The 21,107-nt window shown below is 71.3% G+C and carries 22 protein-coding genes; 16 read left to right on the top strand and 6 right to left on the bottom strand.

Features of this window, described 5'->3' with window-relative positions:
- Positions 1-10: 10 nt before the first annotated feature.
- The 14 genes from ACH4MY_RS24110 (at position 11) to ACH4MY_RS24045 (ending at position 13,786) form a co-directional block, all read left to right on the top strand.
- A complete protein-coding gene (locus tag ACH4MY_RS24110) occupies positions 11-1,648 on the top strand; it encodes an acyl-CoA dehydrogenase family protein (protein WP_398005793.1) in 1,638 nt (545 codons plus the stop codon).
- 393 nt (positions 1,649-2,041) lie between these two features.
- Complete coding sequence (locus ACH4MY_RS24105) at positions 2,042-3,361, top strand: GAF domain-containing protein (RefSeq protein ID WP_398005792.1); 1,320 nt, start codon at positions 2,042-2,044, stop codon at positions 3,359-3,361.
- 152 nt (positions 3,362-3,513) lie between these two features.
- Positions 3,514-4,083, top strand: a complete 570-nt coding sequence (locus ACH4MY_RS24100; protein WP_398005791.1) for a GNAT family N-acetyltransferase — start codon at positions 3,514-3,516, stop codon at positions 4,081-4,083.
- Positions 4,084-4,323: 240 nt separating this feature from the next.
- Positions 4,324-4,407, top strand: a complete 84-nt coding sequence (locus tag ACH4MY_RS24095; RefSeq protein WP_310591794.1) for a putative leader peptide — start codon at positions 4,324-4,326, stop codon at positions 4,405-4,407.
- A gap of 136 nt (positions 4,408-4,543) precedes the next feature.
- A complete protein-coding gene (locus ACH4MY_RS24090) occupies positions 4,544-6,241 on the top strand; it encodes a nitrite/sulfite reductase (RefSeq protein WP_398005790.1) in 1,698 nt (565 codons plus the stop codon).
- On the top strand, positions 6,238-6,417 hold the full coding sequence (locus ACH4MY_RS24085; protein WP_398005789.1) for a hypothetical protein: 180 nt from the start codon (positions 6,238-6,240) through the stop codon (positions 6,415-6,417). Before ACH4MY_RS24090 ends, ACH4MY_RS24085 begins: the two co-directional genes overlap by 4 nt.
- Positions 6,414-7,121 (top strand): phosphoadenylyl-sulfate reductase, encoded by a 708-nt coding sequence (locus tag ACH4MY_RS24080; RefSeq protein WP_398005788.1) that lies wholly within the window; start codon positions 6,414-6,416, stop codon positions 7,119-7,121. The genes ACH4MY_RS24085 and ACH4MY_RS24080 overlap by 4 nt, the downstream gene beginning before the upstream one ends.
- The gene (cysC, locus tag ACH4MY_RS24075) at positions 7,118-7,684 is read left to right on the top strand and encodes an adenylyl-sulfate kinase (RefSeq protein WP_398005787.1); all 567 of its coding nucleotides are present in this window, start codon (positions 7,118-7,120) and stop codon (positions 7,682-7,684) included. Before ACH4MY_RS24080 ends, cysC begins: the two co-directional genes overlap by 4 nt.
- The gene (gene cysD / locus ACH4MY_RS24070; RefSeq protein WP_398005786.1) at positions 7,681-8,616 is read left to right on the top strand and encodes a sulfate adenylyltransferase subunit CysD; all 936 of its coding nucleotides are present in this window, start codon (positions 7,681-7,683) and stop codon (positions 8,614-8,616) included. The genes cysC and cysD overlap by 4 nt, the downstream gene beginning before the upstream one ends.
- Before the next feature lie 2 nt (positions 8,617-8,618).
- A complete protein-coding gene (locus ACH4MY_RS24065; RefSeq protein ID WP_398005785.1) occupies positions 8,619-9,959 on the top strand; it encodes a sulfate adenylyltransferase subunit 1 in 1,341 nt (446 codons plus the stop codon).
- A 212-nt stretch (positions 9,960-10,171) separates the two neighbouring features.
- Positions 10,172-11,308 (top strand): aliphatic sulfonate ABC transporter substrate-binding protein, encoded by a 1,137-nt coding sequence (locus ACH4MY_RS24060; RefSeq protein WP_398005784.1) that lies wholly within the window; start codon positions 10,172-10,174, stop codon positions 11,306-11,308.
- A 54-nt stretch (positions 11,309-11,362) separates the two neighbouring features.
- Entirely contained in the window at positions 11,363-12,157 is a 795-nt protein-coding gene (locus ACH4MY_RS24055; protein ID WP_398005783.1) for an ABC transporter ATP-binding protein, read from the top strand.
- A complete protein-coding gene (locus tag ACH4MY_RS24050) occupies positions 12,144-13,031 on the top strand; it encodes an ABC transporter permease (RefSeq protein ID WP_398005782.1) in 888 nt (295 codons plus the stop codon). The genes ACH4MY_RS24055 and ACH4MY_RS24050 overlap by 14 nt, the downstream gene beginning before the upstream one ends.
- An 11-nt stretch (positions 13,032-13,042) precedes the next feature.
- Positions 13,043-13,786, top strand: a complete 744-nt coding sequence (locus ACH4MY_RS24045) for a sirohydrochlorin chelatase (RefSeq protein WP_398005781.1) — start codon at positions 13,043-13,045, stop codon at positions 13,784-13,786.
- Between the two features lie 36 nt (positions 13,787-13,822).
- On the opposite strand, the gene ACH4MY_RS24040 is transcribed toward ACH4MY_RS24045, so the two are convergent.
- Positions 13,823-14,395, bottom strand: a complete 573-nt coding sequence (locus ACH4MY_RS24040; protein ID WP_398005780.1) for a TIGR03086 family metal-binding protein — start codon at positions 14,393-14,395, stop codon at positions 13,823-13,825.
- Positions 14,396-14,565: 170 nt separating this feature from the next.
- On the opposite strand from ACH4MY_RS24040, the gene ACH4MY_RS24035 reads away from it, so the two are divergent.
- On the top strand, positions 14,566-15,453 hold the full coding sequence (locus ACH4MY_RS24035; RefSeq protein WP_398005779.1) for a D-alanyl-D-alanine carboxypeptidase family protein: 888 nt from the start codon (positions 14,566-14,568) through the stop codon (positions 15,451-15,453).
- Between the two features lie 141 nt (positions 15,454-15,594).
- On the opposite strand, the gene ACH4MY_RS24030 is transcribed toward ACH4MY_RS24035, so the two are convergent.
- The 5 genes from ACH4MY_RS24030 to ACH4MY_RS24010 all read right to left on the bottom strand — a co-directional run bounded on the left by ACH4MY_RS24030 (position 15,595) and on the right by ACH4MY_RS24010 (position 20,088).
- A complete protein-coding gene (locus ACH4MY_RS24030; protein ID WP_398005778.1) occupies positions 15,595-16,233 on the bottom strand; it encodes a DsbA family protein in 639 nt (212 codons plus the stop codon).
- Positions 16,234-16,306: 73 nt separating this feature from the next.
- Positions 16,307-16,861, bottom strand: coding sequence for a DUF1697 domain-containing protein (locus ACH4MY_RS24025; RefSeq protein WP_398005777.1), 555 nt, complete (start codon positions 16,859-16,861; stop codon positions 16,307-16,309).
- Between the two features lie 151 nt (positions 16,862-17,012).
- Positions 17,013-18,308 carry an ABC transporter substrate-binding protein gene (locus ACH4MY_RS24020; RefSeq protein WP_398005776.1) on the bottom strand — a complete coding sequence of 432 codons (1,296 nt, stop codon included), beginning with the start codon at positions 18,306-18,308 and terminating at the stop codon, positions 17,013-17,015.
- Complete coding sequence (locus ACH4MY_RS24015) at positions 18,305-19,147, bottom strand: carbohydrate ABC transporter permease (protein ID WP_398005775.1); 843 nt, start codon at positions 19,145-19,147, stop codon at positions 18,305-18,307. The genes ACH4MY_RS24020 and ACH4MY_RS24015 overlap by 4 nt, the downstream gene beginning before the upstream one ends.
- Positions 19,144-20,088: a carbohydrate ABC transporter permease gene (locus ACH4MY_RS24010; protein WP_398005774.1), complete on the bottom strand. Its 945-nt coding sequence runs from the start codon at positions 20,086-20,088 to the stop codon at positions 19,144-19,146. The genes ACH4MY_RS24015 and ACH4MY_RS24010 overlap by 4 nt, the downstream gene beginning before the upstream one ends.
- A gap of 142 nt (positions 20,089-20,230) precedes the next feature.
- Between ACH4MY_RS24010 and ACH4MY_RS24005 the strand changes: the two genes are divergently transcribed.
- Positions 20,231-21,088, top strand: a complete 858-nt coding sequence (locus ACH4MY_RS24005; protein ID WP_398005773.1) for a phosphotransferase — start codon at positions 20,231-20,233, stop codon at positions 21,086-21,088.
- The last annotated feature ends 19 nt before the right edge of the window (positions 21,089-21,107 follow it).

Raw genomic sequence — 21,107 nt, 5'->3', positions numbered from 1 at the left:
CCGTATCGGCATGGCAGCGACCTCCCACACCGTGACCAACCAGCCTCCGCCCCTGGTGGGACATGACGTCTTCACGAGCGATCGGGCACTGGCCGAGGCGGTCGAGCGGCACCTGGCGCCGGAGCTGCTCGCCGAGGCCCGCGATGACCTCGTCGTCCTCGGCAGGGCGGCCGGTTCCGCGCAGGTCCAGGAGTGGGGCGAGCGGGCGAACGCCCGTCCGCCCCGGCTGCGGACGCACGACCGCTACGGCCACCGGATCGACGAGGTCGAGTTCGACCCTGCCTGGCACCGGCTCCTGGGCAAGTCGGTGGGGGCCGGCCTCACCGACGCGTGGGGCCGTCCGGGTGGTCATGTGCGGCGGGCCGCCGGGTTTCTGGTGGTGTCACAGGCGGAGTCGGGGCACGGCTGCCCGCTGTCGATGACGCACGCCGCCGTGCCCGCGCTGCGCGCCGAGCCGGAGGTCGCGGAGGTCTGGGAGCCTGCGGCCACCTCCCATGTGTACGAGCAGGGGCTGCGTCCGGTGGCCGAGAAGCCGGGTGTTCTGCTCGGGATGGCCATGACGGAGAAACAGGGCGGCAGCGACGTACGGACGAACACGACGCAGGCGCGTCCGCTGGCGGCGGCCGGGGAGTACGTCCTGACCGGGCACAAGTGGTTCTGTTCGGCGCCGATGTCGGACGCCTTCCTGGTCCTGGCCCAGGCCCCGGCGGGGCTCACCTGCTTCCTGGTGCCCCGGGTGCTCGCGGACGGCTCGCGCAACGCCTTCGCGCTCCAGCGGCTGAAGGACAAGCTGGGCAACCGTTCGAACGCCTCGGCCGAGGTGGAGTTCGACGGGACGACCTGGGCGCGCCGGATCGGCGAGGAGGGGCAGGGGCTGCGCACCGTCATGGGGATGGTCGCGGCGACCCGGCTCGACTGTGTGCTCGGGTCGGCGGCTCTGATGCGGCAGGCGGTGGCGCAGGCCGTGCACCACTGCGCGTACCGCAGTGCCTTCGGCGGGCCGCTGATCGAGAAGCCGCTGATGCGGAACGTCCTCGCCGATCTCGCCCTGGAGTCGGAGGCGGCGACGGTCCTCGGTCTGCGTCTGGCCGCGGCCTACGACGCCGACACCCCGCAGGAGCGGGCGCTGCTGCGGATCGCGGTCCCGGCGGCGAAGTACTGGGTGACGAAGCGGTGTACGCCCCTGGTGGCGGAGGCCCTGGAGTGCCTGGGCGGCAACGGGTACGTGGAGGAGTCGGGGATGCCCCGGCTGCTGCGGGAGTCGCCGGTCAACTCGGTCTGGGAGGGCTCGGGCAACATCCAGGCGCTCGACGTGGTCCGGGCGCTGCGGACCGAGCCCGCCGCGCTCGACGCGCTGCTGCGCGAGGTGGGGGCGGCGCGGGGCGCGGACCACCGGCTGGACCGGGCGATCCGTGGGCTGCTGGTCGAACTGGCGGACCTGGAGGGGGTCGAGGCGCGGGCGCGGCGGCTCGCGGAGCGGCTCGCGCTGGTCCTCCAGGGAGCGCTGCTGGTGCGGTGGGCGCCGCCGGAGGTCGCGGACGCGTTCTGCGCGGGGCGGCTCGGCGGGGACGGGGGCGCGGCCTTCGGGACGCTGCCGCACACCCTGGACCTGAGGGCGCTGGTGGAGCGGGCGCGGGTGGAGGCCTGAGGAACCGCGGGAAGGCCTCGGGTGCCGAGCGGCGGCGGGGCCGCGGGGTGGCATCGGGGATCGACCGGAGGTGTCGGCTCCGGGGGCCGCGGGAAGGCCTCGGGGCCGTGCGTCCGTGCGGTGGCGGGAAGCTGGGCCGCGCGCACCAGGGGTGGGCCGCGAAGGGCCGGTACGCGCGGAAAAGCGGGGGTGGTGCTGCGCCGACACGGCACCACCCGCCGCTCGCACCAGCTTCACCCCGGGGGCCGGTCGACGACCAGAGTTGCAAAGGGTTGCAGGATTACCCGAACCGGGCCTCGCCGGACGGTTCCGAACGGCACGATGGGCACCGACACTCCGGACATCTGCCCTGTGCAGAACCGATACAGCACCCCGGGCGGCTGGGAGAGACCGATGAATAACACTCAGCTCGACATGAAGCGCCTCGCCGCCATGGACGCAGCCCAGGCCACCCGGCTGCTGCACCGGGTCCGGGAGGAGACCCTGGCGGGCCGTACGCCGCCGATCGCGCCCCGCCCGGTGATCGACGCCTCCTGGCAGCGGATGGCCCGGCTCGGCCTCGACCCCGACCGGGGCACGGACAGCGTGCTGCTCCAGCGCGACGAGCTGGAGCAGCGGCGCAGGACCACACTGCTCTCCGAGGTCATGCAGACGCTGAGCGGCGGGCTCGCCGGCATCGCCGACACCTCGCTCCAGATCATGGTGGTGACCGACGAGCACGGCCGCGTGCTGTGGCGGCAGGGGAACCCGGCGGTCATGCGCCAGGCGAACGGCATCTGCCTGGAGGAGGGCGCGGCCTGGACCGAGCACACGACCGGCACGAACGCGGTCGGCACGGCCCTCGCCATGGGCCGGGCGGTGCAGGTGCACTCCGCCGAGCACTACGTCCAGGCGCTCCACAACTGGACCTGCGCCGCAGCCCCCGTCCACGACCCGCGCGACCGGCGGCTCCTCGGCATCCTGGACGTGAGCGGTCCGGCGTCCAGCTTCCATCCGGCGATGCTCGCCCTGGTCGGCTCGGTGGCCCAGCTCGCCGAGGCCGAGATGCGGGAGCGCCACCTCAGATCGGTGGAGCGGCTGCGGGCGGTGGCCGCGCCGATCCTGTGCCGGGTGGGCGGCCGGGCGATCGCGGTGGACACCCACGGCTGGACGGCGGCGGTGACCGGGCTGGCTCCGGTGGACCGCGTCCCGCTGCCGAAGTCCTTCCGGTCCGGCCGGCTCTGGCTGCCCTCGCTGGGCGTGTGCGCGGTGGAGCCGCTCCCGGGCGGCTGGCTGCTGCGGGTGGAGGAGGAGACGCCGGAGGAGGAGCCGGGCGCGGAGGCCGCGAGCCGGGTGGTCCTCGACCTGAGCCGGCCGCGCCGCTGGACGGTGTCCGTCTCGGGGGCGGCCGGCAGCTGGCAGCAGGAGCTGAGCCCCCGGCACGCGGAGCTCCTCTATGTACTGGCGATGCACCGGGACGGGCGGACGGCGGCGGAGCTGGCGGACGACGTGTTCGGGGACCGGACGCGGACGGTGACCGTACGGGCGGAGATGTCCCGGGTGCGGCGGAACCTGGCCGGGGTCCTGGCGCACCGCCCGTACCGCTTCCGCGAGGAGGTCGCGGTGGAGATCCTGCGGCCGCGGCGCCCGGCGGACCTGCTGCCCCACTCGCTGGCGCCGGCGGTCCGTGCGGAGGCCGGTACCGGGGCTCCGGTGGGCGACTCCGGCGCCTAGGCGCCGTGCGGACAGGCCGTACGGGGCCCGTCCGCGCGTGTCCACATGGCGGACGGATGCCTTCCGGCCCCGCCCCCGGTCACCCTCCCCCGTGCGGCACCCCTCACCGGACCGCTATGGGAATTCGGCGCTCCGCATGATGCGATGACCTCATGAGCATCACTCTCACCACCTGGTCCCTCGAACAGACCTCGCCGTCCGACCTGCGCCCCGCCACCCCGCCGGAGGGCGACGACGTCACGATCCGGCGCGCCGAGGTGCCGTCGGCGGAGTTCAGCCGCTTCCTCTACACCGCGGTCGGCGGCGACATCCGCTGGGCCGACCGGCTGTCGCTGACGTACAAGCAGTGGCAGGAGATCGTGGAGAAGCCGGGCGCCGAGATCTGGGTGGCGTACGACAAGGGGACGCCCGCCGGGTACGTGGAGCTCGACCCGCAGGACGACGGCGTGGTGGAGATCGTCTACTTCGGCCTGATCCCGGCCTTCCGGGGGCGCCGCATCGGCGGCCACCTGCTGTCGCACGGGGTGGCGCGGGCCTGGGACCTGGCCGGGCGCTGGCCCGGGCGGGAGGCGACGAAGCGCGTCTGGCTGCACACCTGCTCGCTCGACGGCCCGCACGCGATGGCGAACTACGAGCGACGCGGCTTCCGGCTGTTCGAGACCAGGACAGAGGAGACCGAGGAGACCGAGACCCCCGGCCCCTGGCCCGGCGCCCAGGCCTGACCGCCCGGTCCCGGTGTCCACTCCCGGTCCCGGTGTCCACCCCCCGGGGCCACACGAGACCGTTCGGTACCGCCGCACGGGCGAGACCGCTCGGTACACCCCGCCGAAGACCCGTGAAGGGGCCCTGATCAGGGCCCCTTTCGCGTGACCCGTGCCACACCATCCCACGAAGCGAGACGACTATGTCCGCATCCTGGACGATGCTGGACTGAGTCCAAAGTCCCGTGACACGCTTCCGTCATGTCTGGAACTGGAATTGCCTTGGTGAGTCGGCGGCACGTCGACCTAGGCCGCATGTCCAGCGCCATCTGTCCGGCGCGCTGAGAGAACCAGCACCGCCGCGATCACTTTTCAGCACGACTCTGCCCCGCCCTGCTGCGCACTGACGCGCCACCCTCCGACCTGAGCGCCAGTGTGCAGGTCAGAGCCGCCCTCTCGCAGTCCCGAAGGACAAGACGCCATGGCCGCCACCCCGGAAAACCCCACTCCAGCCGCCGCACGCCGCAAGACCGGGCGCCACCGTGGCGAGGGTCAGTGGGCCGTGGGGCACTTCACCCCCCTGAACGGCAATGAGCAGTTCAAGAAGGACGACGACGGTCTCAACGTACGGACACGTATTGAGACGGTCTACTCGAAGCGCGGATTCGACTCCATCGACCCCAACGACCTGCGCGGACGCATGCGCTGGTGGGGCCTCTACACCCAGCGCAAGCAGGGTCTGGACGGCACCAAGACCGGTGTCCTGGAGCCGGAGGAGCTGGACGACGAGTACTTCATGCTCCGCGTCCGCATCGACGGCGGCCGGCTGACCACCGACCAGCTGCGGGTCATCGGCGAGATCTCCGAGGAGTTCGCCCGGGGCACCGCCGACATCACGGACCGGCAGAACGTCCAGTACCACTGGATCCGCATCGAGGACGTCCCCGAGATCTGGAACCGCCTGGAGGCGGTCGGCCTGTCCACCACCGAGGCCTGCGGCGACACCCCGCGTGTCATCCTCGGCTCCCCGGTGGCCGGCATCGCCGCCGACGAGATCATCGACGGCACGCCCGCCATCGACGAGATCTACCGGCGGATCGTCGGCAACCCCGACTTCTCCAACCTGCCCCGCAAGTTCAAGTCCGCGATCTCAGGCTCGCCGCTGCTCGACGTGGCGCACGAGATCAACGACATCGCCTTCGTCGGCGTGAACCACCCGGACCACGGCCCCGGCTTCGACGTCTGGGTCGGCGGCGGCCTCTCCACCAACCCCAAGCTCGGCGTCCGCCTCGGCACCTGGGTCTCCCTCGACGAGGTCCCGGACGTCTACGAGGGCGTCATCTCGATCTTCCGCGACTACGGCTACCGCCGGCTGCGCAACCGCGCCCGGCTGAAGTTCCTCGTCGCCGACTGGGGCCCGGAGAAGTTCCGCCAGGTCCTGGAGGACGAGTACCTCCAGCGCAAGCTGAACGACGGCCCCGCCCCCGAGCAGCCCGCCGGCCGCTGGCGCGACCACGTCGGTGTGCACCGGCAGCAGGACGGCAAGTTCTACGTCGGCTTCGCACCGCGGGTCGGCCGTGTCGACGGCGCCACCCTGACGAAGATCGCCGCGGTCGCCGAGGCGCACGGCTCCGGCCGGGTCCGCACCACCGCCGAGCAGAAGATGCTCGTCCTCGACGTCGAGGAGGCGCAGGTCGACTCGATCGTCGCCGCCCTCGAGGCCCTGGACCTGCGCGTCACCCCCTCGCCGTTCCGGCGCGGCACGATGGCCTGCACCGGCATCGAGTTCTGCAAGCTCGCGATCGTCGAGACCAAGGCCCGCGGGGCCTCGCTCATCGACGAGCTGGAGCGTCGCGTCCCGGAGTTCGACGAGCCGCTGACGATCAACATCAACGGCTGCCCGAACGCCTGCGCCCGCATCCAGGTCGCGGACATCGGTCTCAAGGGCCAGCTGGTCCTGGACGACGAGGGCAACCGCGTCGAGGGCTACCAGGTGCACCTGGGCGGCGCGCTCGGCCTGGAGGCCGGCTTCGGCCGCAAGGTGCGCGGCCTCAAGGTCACCGCGGACGAGCTCCCCGACTACGTGGAGCGGGTCCTCAAGCGCTTCCAGGCCGAGCGCGAGACCGGCGAGCGCTTCGCGACCTGGGCGGCCCGCGCCTCCGAGGAGGCCCTGTCATGAGCGAGCGTGCCGCACCGTTCCACTGCCCCTACTGCGGCGACGAGGACCTGCGTCCCAACGAGCAGGGCCACGGCGCCTGGGAATGCGCCGCGTGCAGTCGAGCCTTCCAGTTGAAGTTCCTGGGGCTGCTCGCCCCGGCGACTTCGAGCGACACCCCTGGGAGGAAAGAGATATGACGATCACTCAGGACGCCACCGCGGCCGACCTCAAGGCACTCGCCGAGCAGGCCGGCCGTGATCTGGAGGACGCCTCCGCGCTGGAGATCCTCCGGTGGGCCGTGGACACCTTCGGCGAGGGCTTCTGCGTCACCTCCTCCATGGAGGACGCGGTCGTCGCCCATCTCGCCTCGCGGGTCCGGCCCGGTGTGGACGTCGTCTTCCTCGACACGGGCTACCACTTCGAGGAGACCATCGGCACCCGTGACGCCGTGGACGCCGTCATGGACGTCAACGTCATCACCCTGACCCCGCGGCAGACCGTGGCCGAGCAGGACGCCGAGCACGGCCCGAAGCTGCACGACCGCGACCCCGACCTGTGCTGCGCGCTGCGCAAGGTCAAGCCGCTCGAAGAGGGCCTGACCCGGTACGGCGCCTGGGCGACCGGCCTGCGCCGCGACGAGTCCCCGACCCGGGCGAACACCCCGGTCGTCGGCTGGGACGAGAAGCGGCGCAAGGTCAAGGTCTCCCCCATCGCCCGCTGGACGCAGGACGACGTCGACGCCTACGTCACCGAGCACGGAGTCCTCACCAACCCGCTCCTCATGGACGGATACGCCTCCGTCGGCTGCGCCCCCTGCACCCGTCGCGTCCTGGAGGGCGAGGACGCCCGCGCCGGACGCTGGGCGGGCCGCGCCAAGACCGAATGCGGACTGCACGGATGACGGACACTCAGAACATTCAGGAGACGCACGTGACGGGTGCCACCATCTGGCTCACCGGCCTGCCGAGCGCCGGAAAGACCACCATCGCGTACGAGCTGGCCGGCCGGCTGCGCGAGGAGGGCCACCGGGTCGAGGTGCTCGACGGTGACGAGATCCGCGAGTTCCTCTCCGCGGGCCTCGGCTTCACCCGTGAGGACCGGCACACCAACGTGCAGCGGATCGGCTTCGTCGCGGAACTGCTCGCCTCCAACGGCGTGAAGGTCCTCGTCCCCGTCATCGCCCCGTACGAGGACAGCCGCGAGGCGGTCCGCAAGCGCCACGCCTCCGAGGCCACCCCGTACGTCGAGGTGCACGTCGCCACTCCGGTGGACGTGTGCTCCGTACGCGATGTGAAGGGGCTGTACGCCAAGCAGGCCGCCGGCGAGATCAGCGGACTGACCGGCGTCGACGACCCGTACGACGAGCCGCGCAACCCCGATCTCCGGATCGAGTCCCACACCCAGACCGTGCAGGAGTCGGCAGCGACGCTCCACGCGCTGCTCACCGAGAGGGGTCTCGCATGACGACCGTCGCTCATGTTCACGACAGCACGGACAGCCCGTTCGCGCTGTCGCACCTCGACTCCCTGGAGTCCGAGGGCGTCCACATCTTCCGCGAGGTGGCGGGCGAGTTCGAGCGGCCGGTGATCCTCTTCTCCGGCGGCAAGGACTCCATCGTCATGCTGCACCTGGCGCTGAAGGCCTTCGCCCCCGCGGCGATCCCCTTCACGCTGCTGCACGTCGACACCGGGCACAACTTCCCCGAGGTCCTCGAGTACCGCGACCGAATCGTCGCCCAGCACGGGCTGCGGCTGCACGTCGCCTCCGTGCAGGAGTACATCGACGCCGGAAAGCTGCGCGAGCGCCCCGACGGCACCCGCAACCCGCTGCAGACCGTCCCGCTCACCGAGGCGATCCAGCAGCACCGCTTCGACGCCGTCTTCGGCGGCGGCCGCCGCGACGAGGAGAAGGCCCGCGCCAAGGAGCGGGTGTTCTCGCTGCGCGACGAGTTCTCCCAGTGGGACCCCCGCCGCCAGCGCCCCGAGCTGTGGCAGCTCTACAACGGCCGCCACGCGCCCGGCGAGCACGTCCGCGTCTTCCCGCTGTCCAACTGGACCGAGCTCGACGTGTGGCAGTACATCCAGCGCGAGAAGATCGAGCTCCCGGGGATCTACTTCGCCCACGAGCGCGAGGTGTTCGCCCGCAGCGGCATGTGGCTGACCGCAGGCGACTGGGGCGGCCCCAAGGAGTCGGAGACGGTCGAGACGCGGCTCATCCGCTACCGCACCGTCGGTGACATGTCCTGCACCGGCGCCGTCGACTCCGACGCCACCACCCTGGACGCCGTCATCACCGAGATCGCCGCCTCCCGGCTGACCGAGCGGGGCGCGACCCGCGCCGACGACAAGATGTCCGAGGCCGCGATGGAAGACCGCAAGCGCGAAGGGTACTTCTAGCCATGACGAGCACCACCGAGCAGTTCGCCGACGTGGCGGCCACGACCCTGCTGCGCTTCGCCACCGCCGGCTCCGTCGACGACGGCAAGTCCACCCTGGTGGGCCGGCTCCTCCACGACTCCAAGTCGGTCCTCACCGACCAGCTGGAGGCCGTCGAGGCCGCGTCCCTCAAGCGCGGGCAGGAAGCGCCCGACCTGGCGCTCCTCACCGACGGTCTGCGGGCCGAGCGCGAGCAGGGCATCACCATCGACGTGGCCTACCGCTACTTCGCGACGCCCCGCCGCCGCTTCATCCTGGCCGACACCCCCGGGCACGTGCAGTACACCCGGAACATGGTGACCGGCGCCTCCACCGCCGAGCTGGCCGTGGTCCTCGTCGACGCCCGCAACGGCGTGGTCGAGCAGACCCGCCGGCACGCCGCCGTCGCCGCGCTGCTGCGCGTCCCGCACGTCGTCCTGGCCGTGAACAAGATGGACCTGGTCGACTACCGGGAGCCCGTCTTCGCCGCGATCGCCGAGGAGTTCACGACGTACGCCTCCGAGCTCGGCGTCCCGGAGATCACCGCGATCCCGATCTCGGCGCTCGCCGGCGACAACGTCGTGGAGCCGTCCGCGAACATGGACTGGTACGGCGGCCCGACGGTCCTGGAGCACCTGGAGACCGTCCCGGTCAGCCACGACCTGACGGCCTGCCACGCGCGGTTCCCCGTGCAGTACGTGATCCGCCCGCAGACCGCCGAGCACCCCGACTACCGGGGCTACGCCGGTCAGATCGCCGCGGGTGCCTTCCGGGTCGGCGAGCCGGTCACCGTCCTGCCCTCGGGGAAGACCTCCACGATCACCGGGATCGACGCGCTCGGCGAGTCGGTGGACATCGCCTGGGCCCCGCAGTCGGTCACGATCCGCCTCGCCGACGACATCGACATCTCGCGCGGCGACCTGATCGCCCCGAGCGGTGACGCCCCGGAGACCACGCAGGACATCGAGGCGACCGTCTGCCACGTGGCGGACCGGGCGCTCGCCGTCGGTCAGCGGGTGCTGCTCAAGCACACGACCCGCACGGTCAAGGCGATCGTCAAGGAGATCCCCTCGCGGCTCACCCTGGACGACCTGTCCCAGCACCCGAACCCCGGTCAGCTGGTCGCCAACGACATCGGCCGTGTCGTGGTGCGCACGGCCGAGCCTCTCGCGCTCGACGCGTACGTGGACTCGCGCCGTACCGGTTCGTTCCTGCTGATCGACCCGGCGGACGGCACCACCCTGGCGGCGGGCATGGCGGGCGAGTCCTTCGCCTCCAGGGCCGAGACCACCGTCCAGGCGGATGAGGAAGGGTGGGACTTCTAGATCATGCTCTCCGACATCTACTCGACCTTCGCGAAGGAGGGTGGCCGCGTAGGCAGCGGCACCCTCGGCAGTGGCCAGGGAGGGGTGGCGCGATGTGCGCGATGACGTACGCGCACCGCATGCGCGCCCACACCCCCCACGAGCTGTATCCGCCCCTGCTCCACCGCCGAAGACGTGCGTCATGAGACCACGTGTCGAGAGGAAAGCCTCCCGTGTCTGCCAACGGAAATTCCCGCACCACCCGTAACACCGTGCGCCGCGGCATCGTCGCCGCCGCCGCGCTGCCCCTGCTGGTCGGTGCCCTCGCCTCGTGCGGCTACGGTTCCAACGCCAAGGACGAGTCCTCGGACAAGAAGGCCCCGGTCGCGGCCGACGGGAAGAAGCTCTCCGCCGACGAGGTCCGGATCGGCTACTTCCCGAACCTGACCCACGCCACCGCCCTCATCGGCGTCCAGGACGGCCTGATCCAGAAGGAGCTGGGCGGCACCGCGCTGAAGCCGCAGACCTTCAACGCCGGCCCCTCCGAGATCGAGGCGCTCAACGGCGGCTCTCTCGACATCGGCTTCATCGGCCCCTCGCCGTCCATCAACGCGTACGTCAAGTCCAAGGGCAAGAACCTGCGGATCATCTCCGGCTCCGCCTCCGGCGGCGTGAAGCTGGTCGTGAACCCGGACAAGATCAAGACCCTGGACGACGTCAAGGGCAAGAGGATCGCCACCCCGCAGAAGGGGAACACGCAGGACGTCGCGCTCCTGAACTGGATCGCTGAGCAGGGCTGGAAGGTCGACCCGGAGTCCGGCAAGGGTGACGTCTCCGTCGTCCGCACGGACAACAAGGTCACCCCGGACGCCTTCAAGTCCGGCTCCATCGACGGCGCCTGGGTTCCCGAGCCGACCGCCTCCAAGCTGGTCGCCCAGGGCGGCTCAGTCCTCCTCGACGAGACCTCCCTGTGGCCCGACAAGAAGTTCGTGATCACGAACGTCATCGTGTCGCAGAAGTTCCTCTCGGAGCACCCGGACGTGGTCGAGGCCGTGCTGACGGGCACGGTGAAGACCAACGAATGGATCAACGCCAACCCGGACAAGGCGAAGGCGTCCGCCAACGCGGCGCTGAAGTCCCTCGGCGGCAAGGCCCTGGACGCCAAGGTCATCGACCCGGCGTGGCCGAGCATCGCGATCACGAACGACCCGCTGGCCGCGACGCTGAAGACCCAGTCCGAGTGGGCGGTCAAGGCCGAACTCATCAAGCAGCCCGACCTGGCCGGCATCTACGACCTGAAGCTCCTCAACAAGGTGCTGAAGGCCGAGGGCAAGCCCGAGGTCTCCGACGCCGGTCTCGGCGTCAAGTAACCCCGCCGAGCAGCGACACAGACCGCGAATCCGTAACCCCAGGAGGTGACGACCATGGCCACGACGTTCGCCAAGGCTGCCGAGGGCACCGTAGCGGAGCAGACGCACGCCGCCCGGATCGAGCACGTCTCGAAGTCCTTCTCCGGCCCGGCCGGTACCCAGCTCGTCCTGGACGACGTCAGTCTCGACGTCGCTCCCGGCGAGTTCGTCACCATCCTGGGGGCCTCGGGGTGCGGCAAGTCCACGCTGCTGAATCTGGTCGCGGGACTCGACCGGCCGACCCAGGGTTCCATCGAGACCCCGGGCGGCCGGCCGGCCCTGATGTTCCAGGAGCACGCCCTCTTCCCGTGGCTGACCGCGGGCAAGAACATCGAACTCGCCCTGCGGCTGCGCGGGGTGTCCAAGGCCGAGCGCAGGCCTGAGGCCGAGCGGCTGCTCGAACTCGTCCGGCTCGGCGGCGCGTACGGCAAGCGGGTGCACGAGCTGTCCGGCGGCATGCGGCAGCGCGTGGCCCTCGCCCGGGCGCTGGCCCAGGACAGCCAACTGCTGCTGATGGACGAGCCGTTCGCGGCCCTGGACGCCATCACCCGTGACGTGCTGCACGGCGAGCTGACGCGCATCTGGGAGGAGACCAACCTCTCGGTCCTGTTCGTCACCCACAACGTGCGCGAGGCCGTGCGTCTCGCGCAGCGGGTCGTCCTTCTCTCCTCCCGCCCCGGCCGGGTGGCGAAGGAGTGGACCGTGGGCATCGAGCAGCCGCGCCGCATCGAGGACGCGGACGTGGCCGAGCTGTCCCTTGAGATCACCGAACACCTGCGTGGGGAGATCCGCCGTCATGGCCAGCACTGACACCGCAGCGACGGTCAAGAAGGACGACCTCGCCGGTCTGGAGGCCGGGCTCGACGCCCTGGACGCGGTCGAGATCCGCCGCACGCCGGTCCGGGAGGTCCTGCTCAAGAAGGTCCTCCCGCCCACCATCGCCGTAGCCCTGGTCCTCGCCGTCTGGCAGATCCTCGTCTCCGCGAAGATCGCCGAGGAGACCAAGCTGCCCGCGCCGTCCGCGGTGTGGGACGGCCTGGCCGACATGTGGCTCCAGGGGACGCTGCTCGAAGTCATCTGGACCAGCGTGTCCCGGGGTCTGGCCGGCTTCCTGCTGGCGCTCGCCATCGGCACCCCGCTGGGCCTGCTGGTCGCCCGGGTGAAGTTCGTGCGGGCCGCGATCGGCCCGATCCTGTCGGGTCTCCAGTCGCTGCCCTCGGTGGCGTGGGTGCCGCCGGCCGTGCTCTGGTTCGGTCTGAACGACGCGATGATGTTCACGGTGATCCTGCTGGGCGCCGTCCCGTCCATCGCCAACGGTCTGGTGTCGGGCGTCGACCAGGTCCCGCCGCTCTTCCTGCGGGCCGGCCGCACCATGGGCGCCACCGGTCTCAAGGGCACCTGGCACGTGGTGCTCCCTGCCGCGCTGCCCGGCTATCTGGCCGGTCTGAAGCAGGGCTGGGCGTTCTCCTGGCGCTCGCTGATGGCCGCCGAGATCATCGCCTCCTCCCCGGATCTGGGCCTGGGCCTGGGCCAGTTGCTGGAGAACGGGCGGAACAACATCGACCTGCCCGGCGTGTTCCTGGCGATCCTGCTGATCCTGGTCGTCGGCATCGCGATCGACCTGCTGATCTTCAGCCCGCTGGAGCGCTGGGTGCTCCGCAGCCGCGGCCTGCTGGTGAAGTGAGCCGATCGACCATGAACCGACCCGTCCTCCTCGTCATAGCCCACGGCAGCCGCGACCCGCGGCACGCGGCGACCGTCCAGGCGCTGGTGCGCCGGGCCGGTGCGCTGCGGCCGGGGCTGCGCGTGGAGACGGCGTTCCTGGACTTCAACCTGCCCTCGGTGACGGGGGTGCTCGACCGGCTCGCCGCCGAGGGAGTACGGGACGTGGTGGCGCTGCCGCTGCTGCTGACCCGGGCCTTCCACGCGAAGGCCGACGTCCCCGCCGTCCTTCGCCAGGCGCCCGCGTCACTGCGGATCCGCCAGGCGGAGGTCCTCGGCCCCTCGCCACTGCTGATCGCGGCGGTGGAGCGGCGGCTGTACGAGGCCGGGCTCACGCCCGGCGACAAGAGCACCACCGGGGTCGTCCTGGCCTCGGCGGGCTCCACCGACCCGGAGGCGATCGCGGTGATCGCAGAAACGGCGCGGGAGCTGCGGCGCACCGGTTGGTGCTCCGTGCGGCCCGCTTTCGCCTCCGCATCTCTTCCGCGTACGGAGGACGCCGTGCGGGCCCTGCGGGCCGACCCGGGTGTCCGGCGGGTGGCCGTCGCCCCGTACGTGATCGCCCCGGGCCGCCTCCCGGACCGCATCGCGGCGGGCGCGGCGGGGGCGGACGTCCTGGCGGACGTCCTCGGCCCCTCCTCCGAACTGGCCCGGCTGCTCCTGGAGCGCTACGACGGCGCGCACGCGAACCGTGTCGCGGTGGCGCACTCGGCCTAGGCGGCCCTTCGGGGACTCGTCCGCCGGACCGGTTCCTCAGTTCTCGGGGTTCCGGCCGCTCGTCGCCAGTGCGCGGACGAACGCCGGTGCGTCGTCGGGTACGTCGACGACGGCGGCGAAGCCCTGGTACTGCCGGTAGACCTCGGCGTGCTCCTCGACGACACCGAGGACGAAGGCCGCCGTCTCCTCGGGCACCTCGAACTCCTGGCCCGTGGAGCGGGCCAGGTCCCAGCCGTGCAGGGCGAGTTCCTTGACGAGCAGCGAGGCGACCGCGGTGGCCGGCATGGCGGTGAAGCCGAGGTCCACCTCGCCCTCCCAGACGCCGGGCCTTTCCCAGGCGGCGAGGGCCCGGCCGAGCTGGGCCGTGTACGCCTCGGCCCAGGCGTCCTCGGCGGCGAAGTCGCGCTGGACGGTCTCCTCCGGGAGCTGGGTGCGCAGGGCCCGGTGTTCGAGGCCGTGGGCGGAGTAGAGCACCAGGTGGTTGGCGAGTTCGCGGACCGTCCAGTCGGCGCAGACGGAGGGCGCGGCGAGCTGCTCGGCGGTGACGGCGCGGGCGACCCGGCCCGCCTCGGCGGCGCAGACGGTGAGATGGGTGTGGATCTCGTTCATACCGTCGACGCTACGGAGCGGACCCCGGGCGGTCTTGAAGTTTCGCGACAGCCCGATGCGAGGAATTTCATGCCCCGGACGGCGCATCCTTGGAGCCTTCTCGTGCGTCTTCTGTGCGCCGGGTCGTTACAGGCCCGGAAGACATCGGTTTCTACCAAGGGCAGAAGACTTTGATCACTTCGACACTCGGTGTACGCAGTGCGCTGACCGTCACGATCACGGCCTCGGCCGTACTGGCCGGCGGCGTCTTCGCCGGCCAGGCGTATGCCGCGCCGCCCACCCCGTCGATCACCGCTCCGGGCGGCTTCGTCATGAACAACGGGACGGGCACGACGCTGTACGGGAAGACGGCGGACACCCGCCGGTCGACCGGTTCCACCACGAAGATCATGACCGCGAAGGTGGTGCTGGCCCAGCGGGGTCTGAACCTGGACGCGAAGGTCACCGTCCAGAAGGCCTACAGCGACTACATCGTCTCCAAGAACGCCTCGTCCGCGCGGCTCATCGTCGGCGACAAGGTGACGGTCCGGCAGCTCCTCTACGGCCTGATGCTTCCGTCGGGCTGCGACGCCGCCTACGCGCTGGCCGACAAGTTCGGCACCGGCACCACGCGGGCGGCCCGGATCAAGTCGTTCATCGGGAAGATGAACACCGAGGCCAGGAACCTCGGCATGCGGAACACCCACTTCGACTCGTTCGACGGAATAAGCAATGGGAGCAACTACTCGACTCCCCGCGATCTGACGAAGCTCGCGAGCAGTGCGATGAAGAACTCCACGTTCCGCACCGTCGTCAAGACGAAGTCGACGAAGCAGAAGGTGACCACGAAGACCGGCGGTTACCGGTACATGTCGTGGAGCAACACGAACAAGCTGCTGAGCACGTACAGCGGTGCGATCGGTGTGAAGACCGGCTCGGGTCCGCAGGCGAAGTACTGCCTCGTCTTCGCGGCCACCCGCGGCAGCAAGACGGTCATCGGTGCGGTGCTCGGCTCGTCGAGTGAGGCGAACAGGGCGAACGACGTCAAGAAGCTGCTGGACTACGGCTTCGCGAGGTAGTCGGCGGGGACCGGCGCCCCCGCGGGCGCCGGTCCCGCCCACGGCTGCCTCCCGCTCGGCGGGAGGCAGCCCGCGCGACGCCCCTGCCGGGGACGCGCTTCCCCGGGAACGGCGCTCCCCCGGGATCGTTTCGTCCTCGTCCTAGCCGAAGTCGAGGCCGCCGGTGCGGGTGCGCTTGAGTTCGAAGAGGTCCGGGTGGTTGGCCAGGGCCCGGAAGCTGTCGAAGAGTTCGGCCGCGCGCTCGCCGCGCGGGACGGCGCGCAGGACCGGGCCGAACCAGACGGTGCCGTCGACGTGGATCGTCGGGGTGCCGACGTACGCCCCGGCCTCGGGGTCCTTGCCGGCGTCGTGGCTGCGACGCACGATCTCGTCGTACGCCGGGTCGTGGGCGGCCCCGGCCAGTTCGGCGGGGAGGCCGAGTTCGGTGAGCGACTCGGCGACGACGGCGTCGAAGTCCGTCTGCTTCTTCTCGTGGATGCGGGTTCCGTACGCGGTGTAGAGCGGGCGCAGGATCTCCTCGCCGTGCTGTGCCGCGGCGGCCGCCGCGACTCTGACGGGGCCGACGGAGGCGTCGACGAGGGTGCGGTACCAGTCGGGCAGGGTGTTGCCCTCGTTGTGCAGGTACAGGCTCATGACCTTGAAGCGGAGGTCGATGTCCCGTTCGCGCTCGACCTCCAGGATCCATCGGGAGGTGATCCAGGCGAAGGGGCAGGCGGGGTCGAAGTAGAAGTCGACGGTGGGGCGGGACGGGGTCGGCGGCTGGATCTCGGTGGTCGTCATAGGTCGAATCTAGCCAGCGAGTGGCCTGTCCCCGTGGTCCAATCGGACCTCGTGAAAGCGGGCCACTTGCCCCTCAGTCCTCCCGTGTCATCTCCACCAGCTTGGCCACCGTGTTCCAGTTGCGGGCGGTGACCACCATCCCCTTGACGACGGACGGCCGCATGAGGACCTCGGCCAGCCGGGACGTGCCCAGGCCTCCGGGGACGTAGAGGTAGACGACCCGGTCACCGAGGGCGAAGGCCTCGGGCGCGTAGGCCTCCCGGTCGATCGCGGCGAAGCGCTCGGCCTCGGCGGGGCCGGAGCAGTAGAGGGCGTGGAGTTCCCTGCCCTCCAGTTCGGCCGCCGGGAAGGGACAGGCCTCGCGCACCGCGGCCAGGTAGTCGGCATCGCGGACGAGGCAGTCGACGCGGAAGCCGAAGTGGCCCTCGATCGCCTCCTCGACGGCGGTGGCGAGCGCGTCCCCGGAGGCGGTGGAGTCGGTGGTGAAGACGGCGTTGCCGCTCTGCAGATAGGTGCGGACGTTCTGGTGCCCGAGGCCTTCGAGGACCGAACGGAGTTCCGCCATGGGGACCTTCCGGCGGCCGCTCACGTTGATGCCGCGCAGCAGGAGCGCGTATGTCTGCGTCATGGGCTCAGCCTAGGCGGGCCACCGCGCCTCGTGGGGGGCGGCGCGGTGGCCGGTTCGAACACTGTCCGATGAGGGGAGCCGCGAGAAGACCCTTCACCCATCTGTGACTTATTCAACAATGTTTCGTAATGGCGAACCCCGCGCGAGCGGATCATTTGCGCTGATAGCGGGCGAGTACCCGGTTGCCGTCCACGACCAGGCGCCGGCGCAGCTCGGCCGCGTCGATCGCGCCGCTGTAGTACTCCTGGAAGGCCGGCGTGGCCACCTTGTCCTTCCACTCCGGGTATCCCCGCACCGACTGCGCGGGCGCCGGGCGGAGCTTCTCGGCCACCGCGGCGCCGGTCGCCCAGCCGTCCCGGGCGGTGTGCAGGGAGGGGTCGGCGAGCGCCGCCGTCCCGGTGGGGAGCATCCAGTCGCCGCGCGCGAGCCGCACCATGTTCTCCGGGCGCAGGAAGAAGTCGAGGAACGCCGCCGCCTCCTTCTTGTGCGGGCTGTCCTCGGAGATCGACAGGGTCTGCGGGGAGACGCCCTGGGTGAGTCCGGTGCTGCCGGCGGGGGCGGGCAGCACGGTCCATTCGAAGTCCTTGGGCGCCTGCTGCGCCATCTGCTGCCGGTAGGCGAAGCCCAGCGGGACCATGGCGTACCTGCCGGCGAAGAAGCCGGGCAGGGTGTCGGAGCCGCCGCTGCCGAGCGTGGTGCGCGGGGCGGTGCGGTCGGTGACGACCTGGTCGTGGATTGTGCCCGGGACGACGGCGTCGGCCTCGGTGAAGCGGACGGTGACCCGGCCGTCGGTCTCCCGGTGGAAGAGCTGTCCTCCGGCGGAGAGCCCGAGGTTGAGACTGACGGAGACGGGTTCCCTGAGTGGCCAGGCGACGGCGTAACGGCCGGGTCCCATGCTCCGGGTGAGGTCCTGGGTGATCTGCCGGAACTCCTCCCAGCTCCAGGGCTTCGACGGGGTAGGGACGCGGACGCCGGAGGATTCGAGGATCTTCCTGTTGGCGATGATCACGCGCGGTTCCTGGAGGAACGGCACGCCGTAGATACCGTCGCCGAAGGTGGTGGTCTCCCAGCTGGAGGCGGGGATGTCGGCGCGGAGCCGTTCGGGCAGCAGCGGGCGGAGGTCGGCGAGGTCACCGCCGTAGGCGAAGTCGGCCAGGTCGTCGGAGGCGTCGTGGATGATGTCGGGCGCCTCGCCGCCCTCGAAGGAGGTGAGGAGCTGGTCGTGGACGGAGTCCCAGCTGCCCTGGACGTAGTCGATCTGGACCTCGGGGTGGGCGGCGTTCCACTCCTTCACCAGCTGCCGGTTGGCGTCGACGGACTCCTTCTGCCAGGCGAGGGACTGGAAGCGGAGCCGTACGACCCCGTCGTCCCGCCCGTCGTCCGCCGCGGTGCAGCCGGGGAGGAGCAGGGCGAGCGCGGCGGTGAGGGTGAGGAGGCGTCGTCTCATGACTTCACCGCCCCGGCCAGCATCCCGCCGGTGATCCGCCGCTGGAGTACGGCGAAGACGACGAGGGACGGCAGGGTGGCGAGGAAGGCGGCCGCGGCCAGCGGGCCGAGGTCGGCGACGCCCTCGGCGCCGAGGAAGTGGGTGAGGACGACGGGCAGGGTCTGCTTCTCCGGGGTCTTGAGCAGCACGAGCGCGAAGAAGAACTCGTTCCACGCGGTGACGAAGGCGAAGAGTGCGGTGGCGACGATGCCGGGGGCGAGCAGCGGGGCGGTGACCGAGACGAGGGTACGGAGCCGGCCCGCGCCGTCGACGGCGGCGGCCTCCTCCAGTTCGGCGGGGACGGCCCGGACGTAGCCCATCAGCATCCAGAGGGCGAAGGGCAGCGACCAGACCACGTAGACGAGGACGAGGCCGAACACGCTGTTGACCAGGTGCAGGTTCTTGAGGATCAGGAAGAGCGGGATGATCACCAGGACGAACGGGAAGACCTGGCTGATCACCACCCAGCCGGTGGCGGCCGAGGCGAGCCTGCCCCGGTGGCGGGCCGTCACATAGGCGAGCGGGGTCGCGACGGCCACCGCGATCAGGGCGGCGGCGACCGCGGCGACCAGGCTGTTCGCGGCGGCCCTGAGCAGCGGCTGCTCATCGAAGGCCTGCCGGAAGTTGTCGAGCGTGGGATCCCTCGGGATCCAGGTGGGATGGAGCGAGGCCAGCTCGGGGGCGGGCTTGAAGGCGGTGGAGACCAGCCAGAGGAAGGGGAGGGCGAGGAAGACCAGGTACGCGAGGAGGGCGAGGTACTGGCCGATCCGCGCGGGTCTGCTCGTCCGGAGGGCGCTCACCGGTCCTGGTCCCCTTTCAGCCGGCGTACGAGGGAGAGGGCGATGAGCACCGAGACGGCGGCGATCATCACACAGCCCATCGCGGCGGCGTAGCCGAACTGTCCGTAGCGGAAGGCCTCTTCGTAGGCGAAGAGCATGGGGAGCCGGGTCCGGCCGCCCGGTCCGCCGCCGGTCAGCACATAGACGAGGGCGAAGGAGTTGAAGTTCCAGATGAGGTTGAGGGCGGTGATGGCGAGGGCCACCGGTCTGAGCGCGGGCCAGGTGACGGCGCGGAAGCGGCGCCAGGCGCCGGCGCCGTCGAGGGCGGCGGCCTCGTGGAGCTCGCGCGGGGTGTTCTGGAGTCCGGCGAGGAGGGCGACGGTGGTCTGCGGCATTCCGGCCCAGACGCCGACGACGACGACGGCGGGGAGGGCGGTGCCGAGCCCGGAGAGCCAGTCGTGGCCCTCGCCGAGGCCGAGGGTACGGAGCGTCTCGTTGAGGATGCCGGCGTCGGGGTTGTAGACCAGCCGCCACATGATGCCGACGACGACCTCCGGCATCGCCCAGGGAACGATGGCGAGGGCCCTGGCGAGCCAGCGGAGGCGGAGGGGCTGGTTGAGCAGCAGGGCGAGGCCGAGGGCGAGCAGGAACTGGGGGACGGTGACCCCGACGGCCCAGACCGCGCCGATGCGGAACGAGTCCCAGAAGAGGGAGTCGTGCAGCAGGTCCTGGAAGTTGAGGGTGCCCACCCAGCTCGTGGCCCGGGTGCGGCCGGACTGGGCGTCCGTGAAGGCCAGCGCGATGCCGTAGAGGAGGGGGCCGACGCTCAGGATCAGGATCGGCAGCAGCGCCGGGAGCACCAGGAACCAGGCGCCGAAGTCGGGGCCGCGCGGGCGCTTCACAGGGGCGGTGCGCGGTGTGCGCGTCCCGTCCGGCCGTTTCGTCGCGGTCACCGAGCTCACCGATCGACCCCCGTCCGCCCTCTTCCGCCCGCGTGGGAACCCCGCCATGGTCCTGAGGCGCCCGGGGGCCGTCAAGGCGATCCGCGCGGTGAGCTGCGCGGATGGGAGACTTTGGCTCAATCGCACAGGTAGGGAGAGATCGATGGACGAGGCGCGGGCGCGGGAGATCCTGGCCGCGGCGGGACTTCCGGTCGCGGAGTCGCGGCTGCTGGCCCTCGGTGAGAACGCGGTCTTCGCCGTGGGGGATCTCGCCGTGAAGGTGGGCCGGGACGCGGAGGTCTACGAGCGGGCGGAGCGGGAGCTGGCGCTCGCCGCCTGGCTGGCCGCCGCGGATGTGCCGGCGGTGCGCGCCGCCGAGGAGAAGCCGCGTCTGGTCGACGGGCATCCGCTGACCTTCTGGCACCGGCTTCCCGAGGCGGTACGGCCCGCGGAGCCCCGCGATCTGGCGCCGCTGCTGCGGCGGGTGCACGCCCTGCCGGAGCCGGCGGCCTTCACGCTGCCGCGCCGTGAACTGCTCGGCGGGGTGGAGCGGTGGCTGCGGCTCGCGGGGGACGCGATCGACCCGGCGGACGCGGCGTTCCTGCGGGAGCGGCGCGATTCCTTCGCCCCGGCGGCGGCCGCCCTGACCCCGCATCTGGCACCGGGACCGATCCACGGGGACGCGCTCCCCCGGAACGTCCATGTCGGTCCGGACGGCCCCGTCCTGGTGGACCTGGAGACCTTCTCGTCCGACCTGCGTGAGCACGACCTCGTGGTGCTCGCGCTCTCCCGGGACCGGTACGGGCTGGATCCGGCCGCGTACGAGGCCTTCACCGAGGCGTACGGCTGGGACGTCCGGGAGTGGGAGGGGTGCGCGGTGCTGCGCGGGGCGCGGGAGACCGCGAGCTGTGCGTGGGTGGCGCAGCACGCGCCGGCGAACCCGAAGGCACTGGCCGAGTTCCAGCGGCGGGTGGCCTCGCTGCGGGACGGCGACACCGAGGTGCGCTGGTACCCGTTCTGACATCATGGTGCCCGACCGA

This window comes from Streptomyces sp. NPDC017246, assembly GCF_044331325.1.
In the GTDB taxonomy this organism is placed as follows: domain Bacteria; phylum Actinomycetota; class Actinomycetes; order Streptomycetales; family Streptomycetaceae; genus Streptomyces.
Note: the sequence above shows the minus strand (reverse complement) of the source record. Positions and strands in the feature narration are given on the sequence as shown.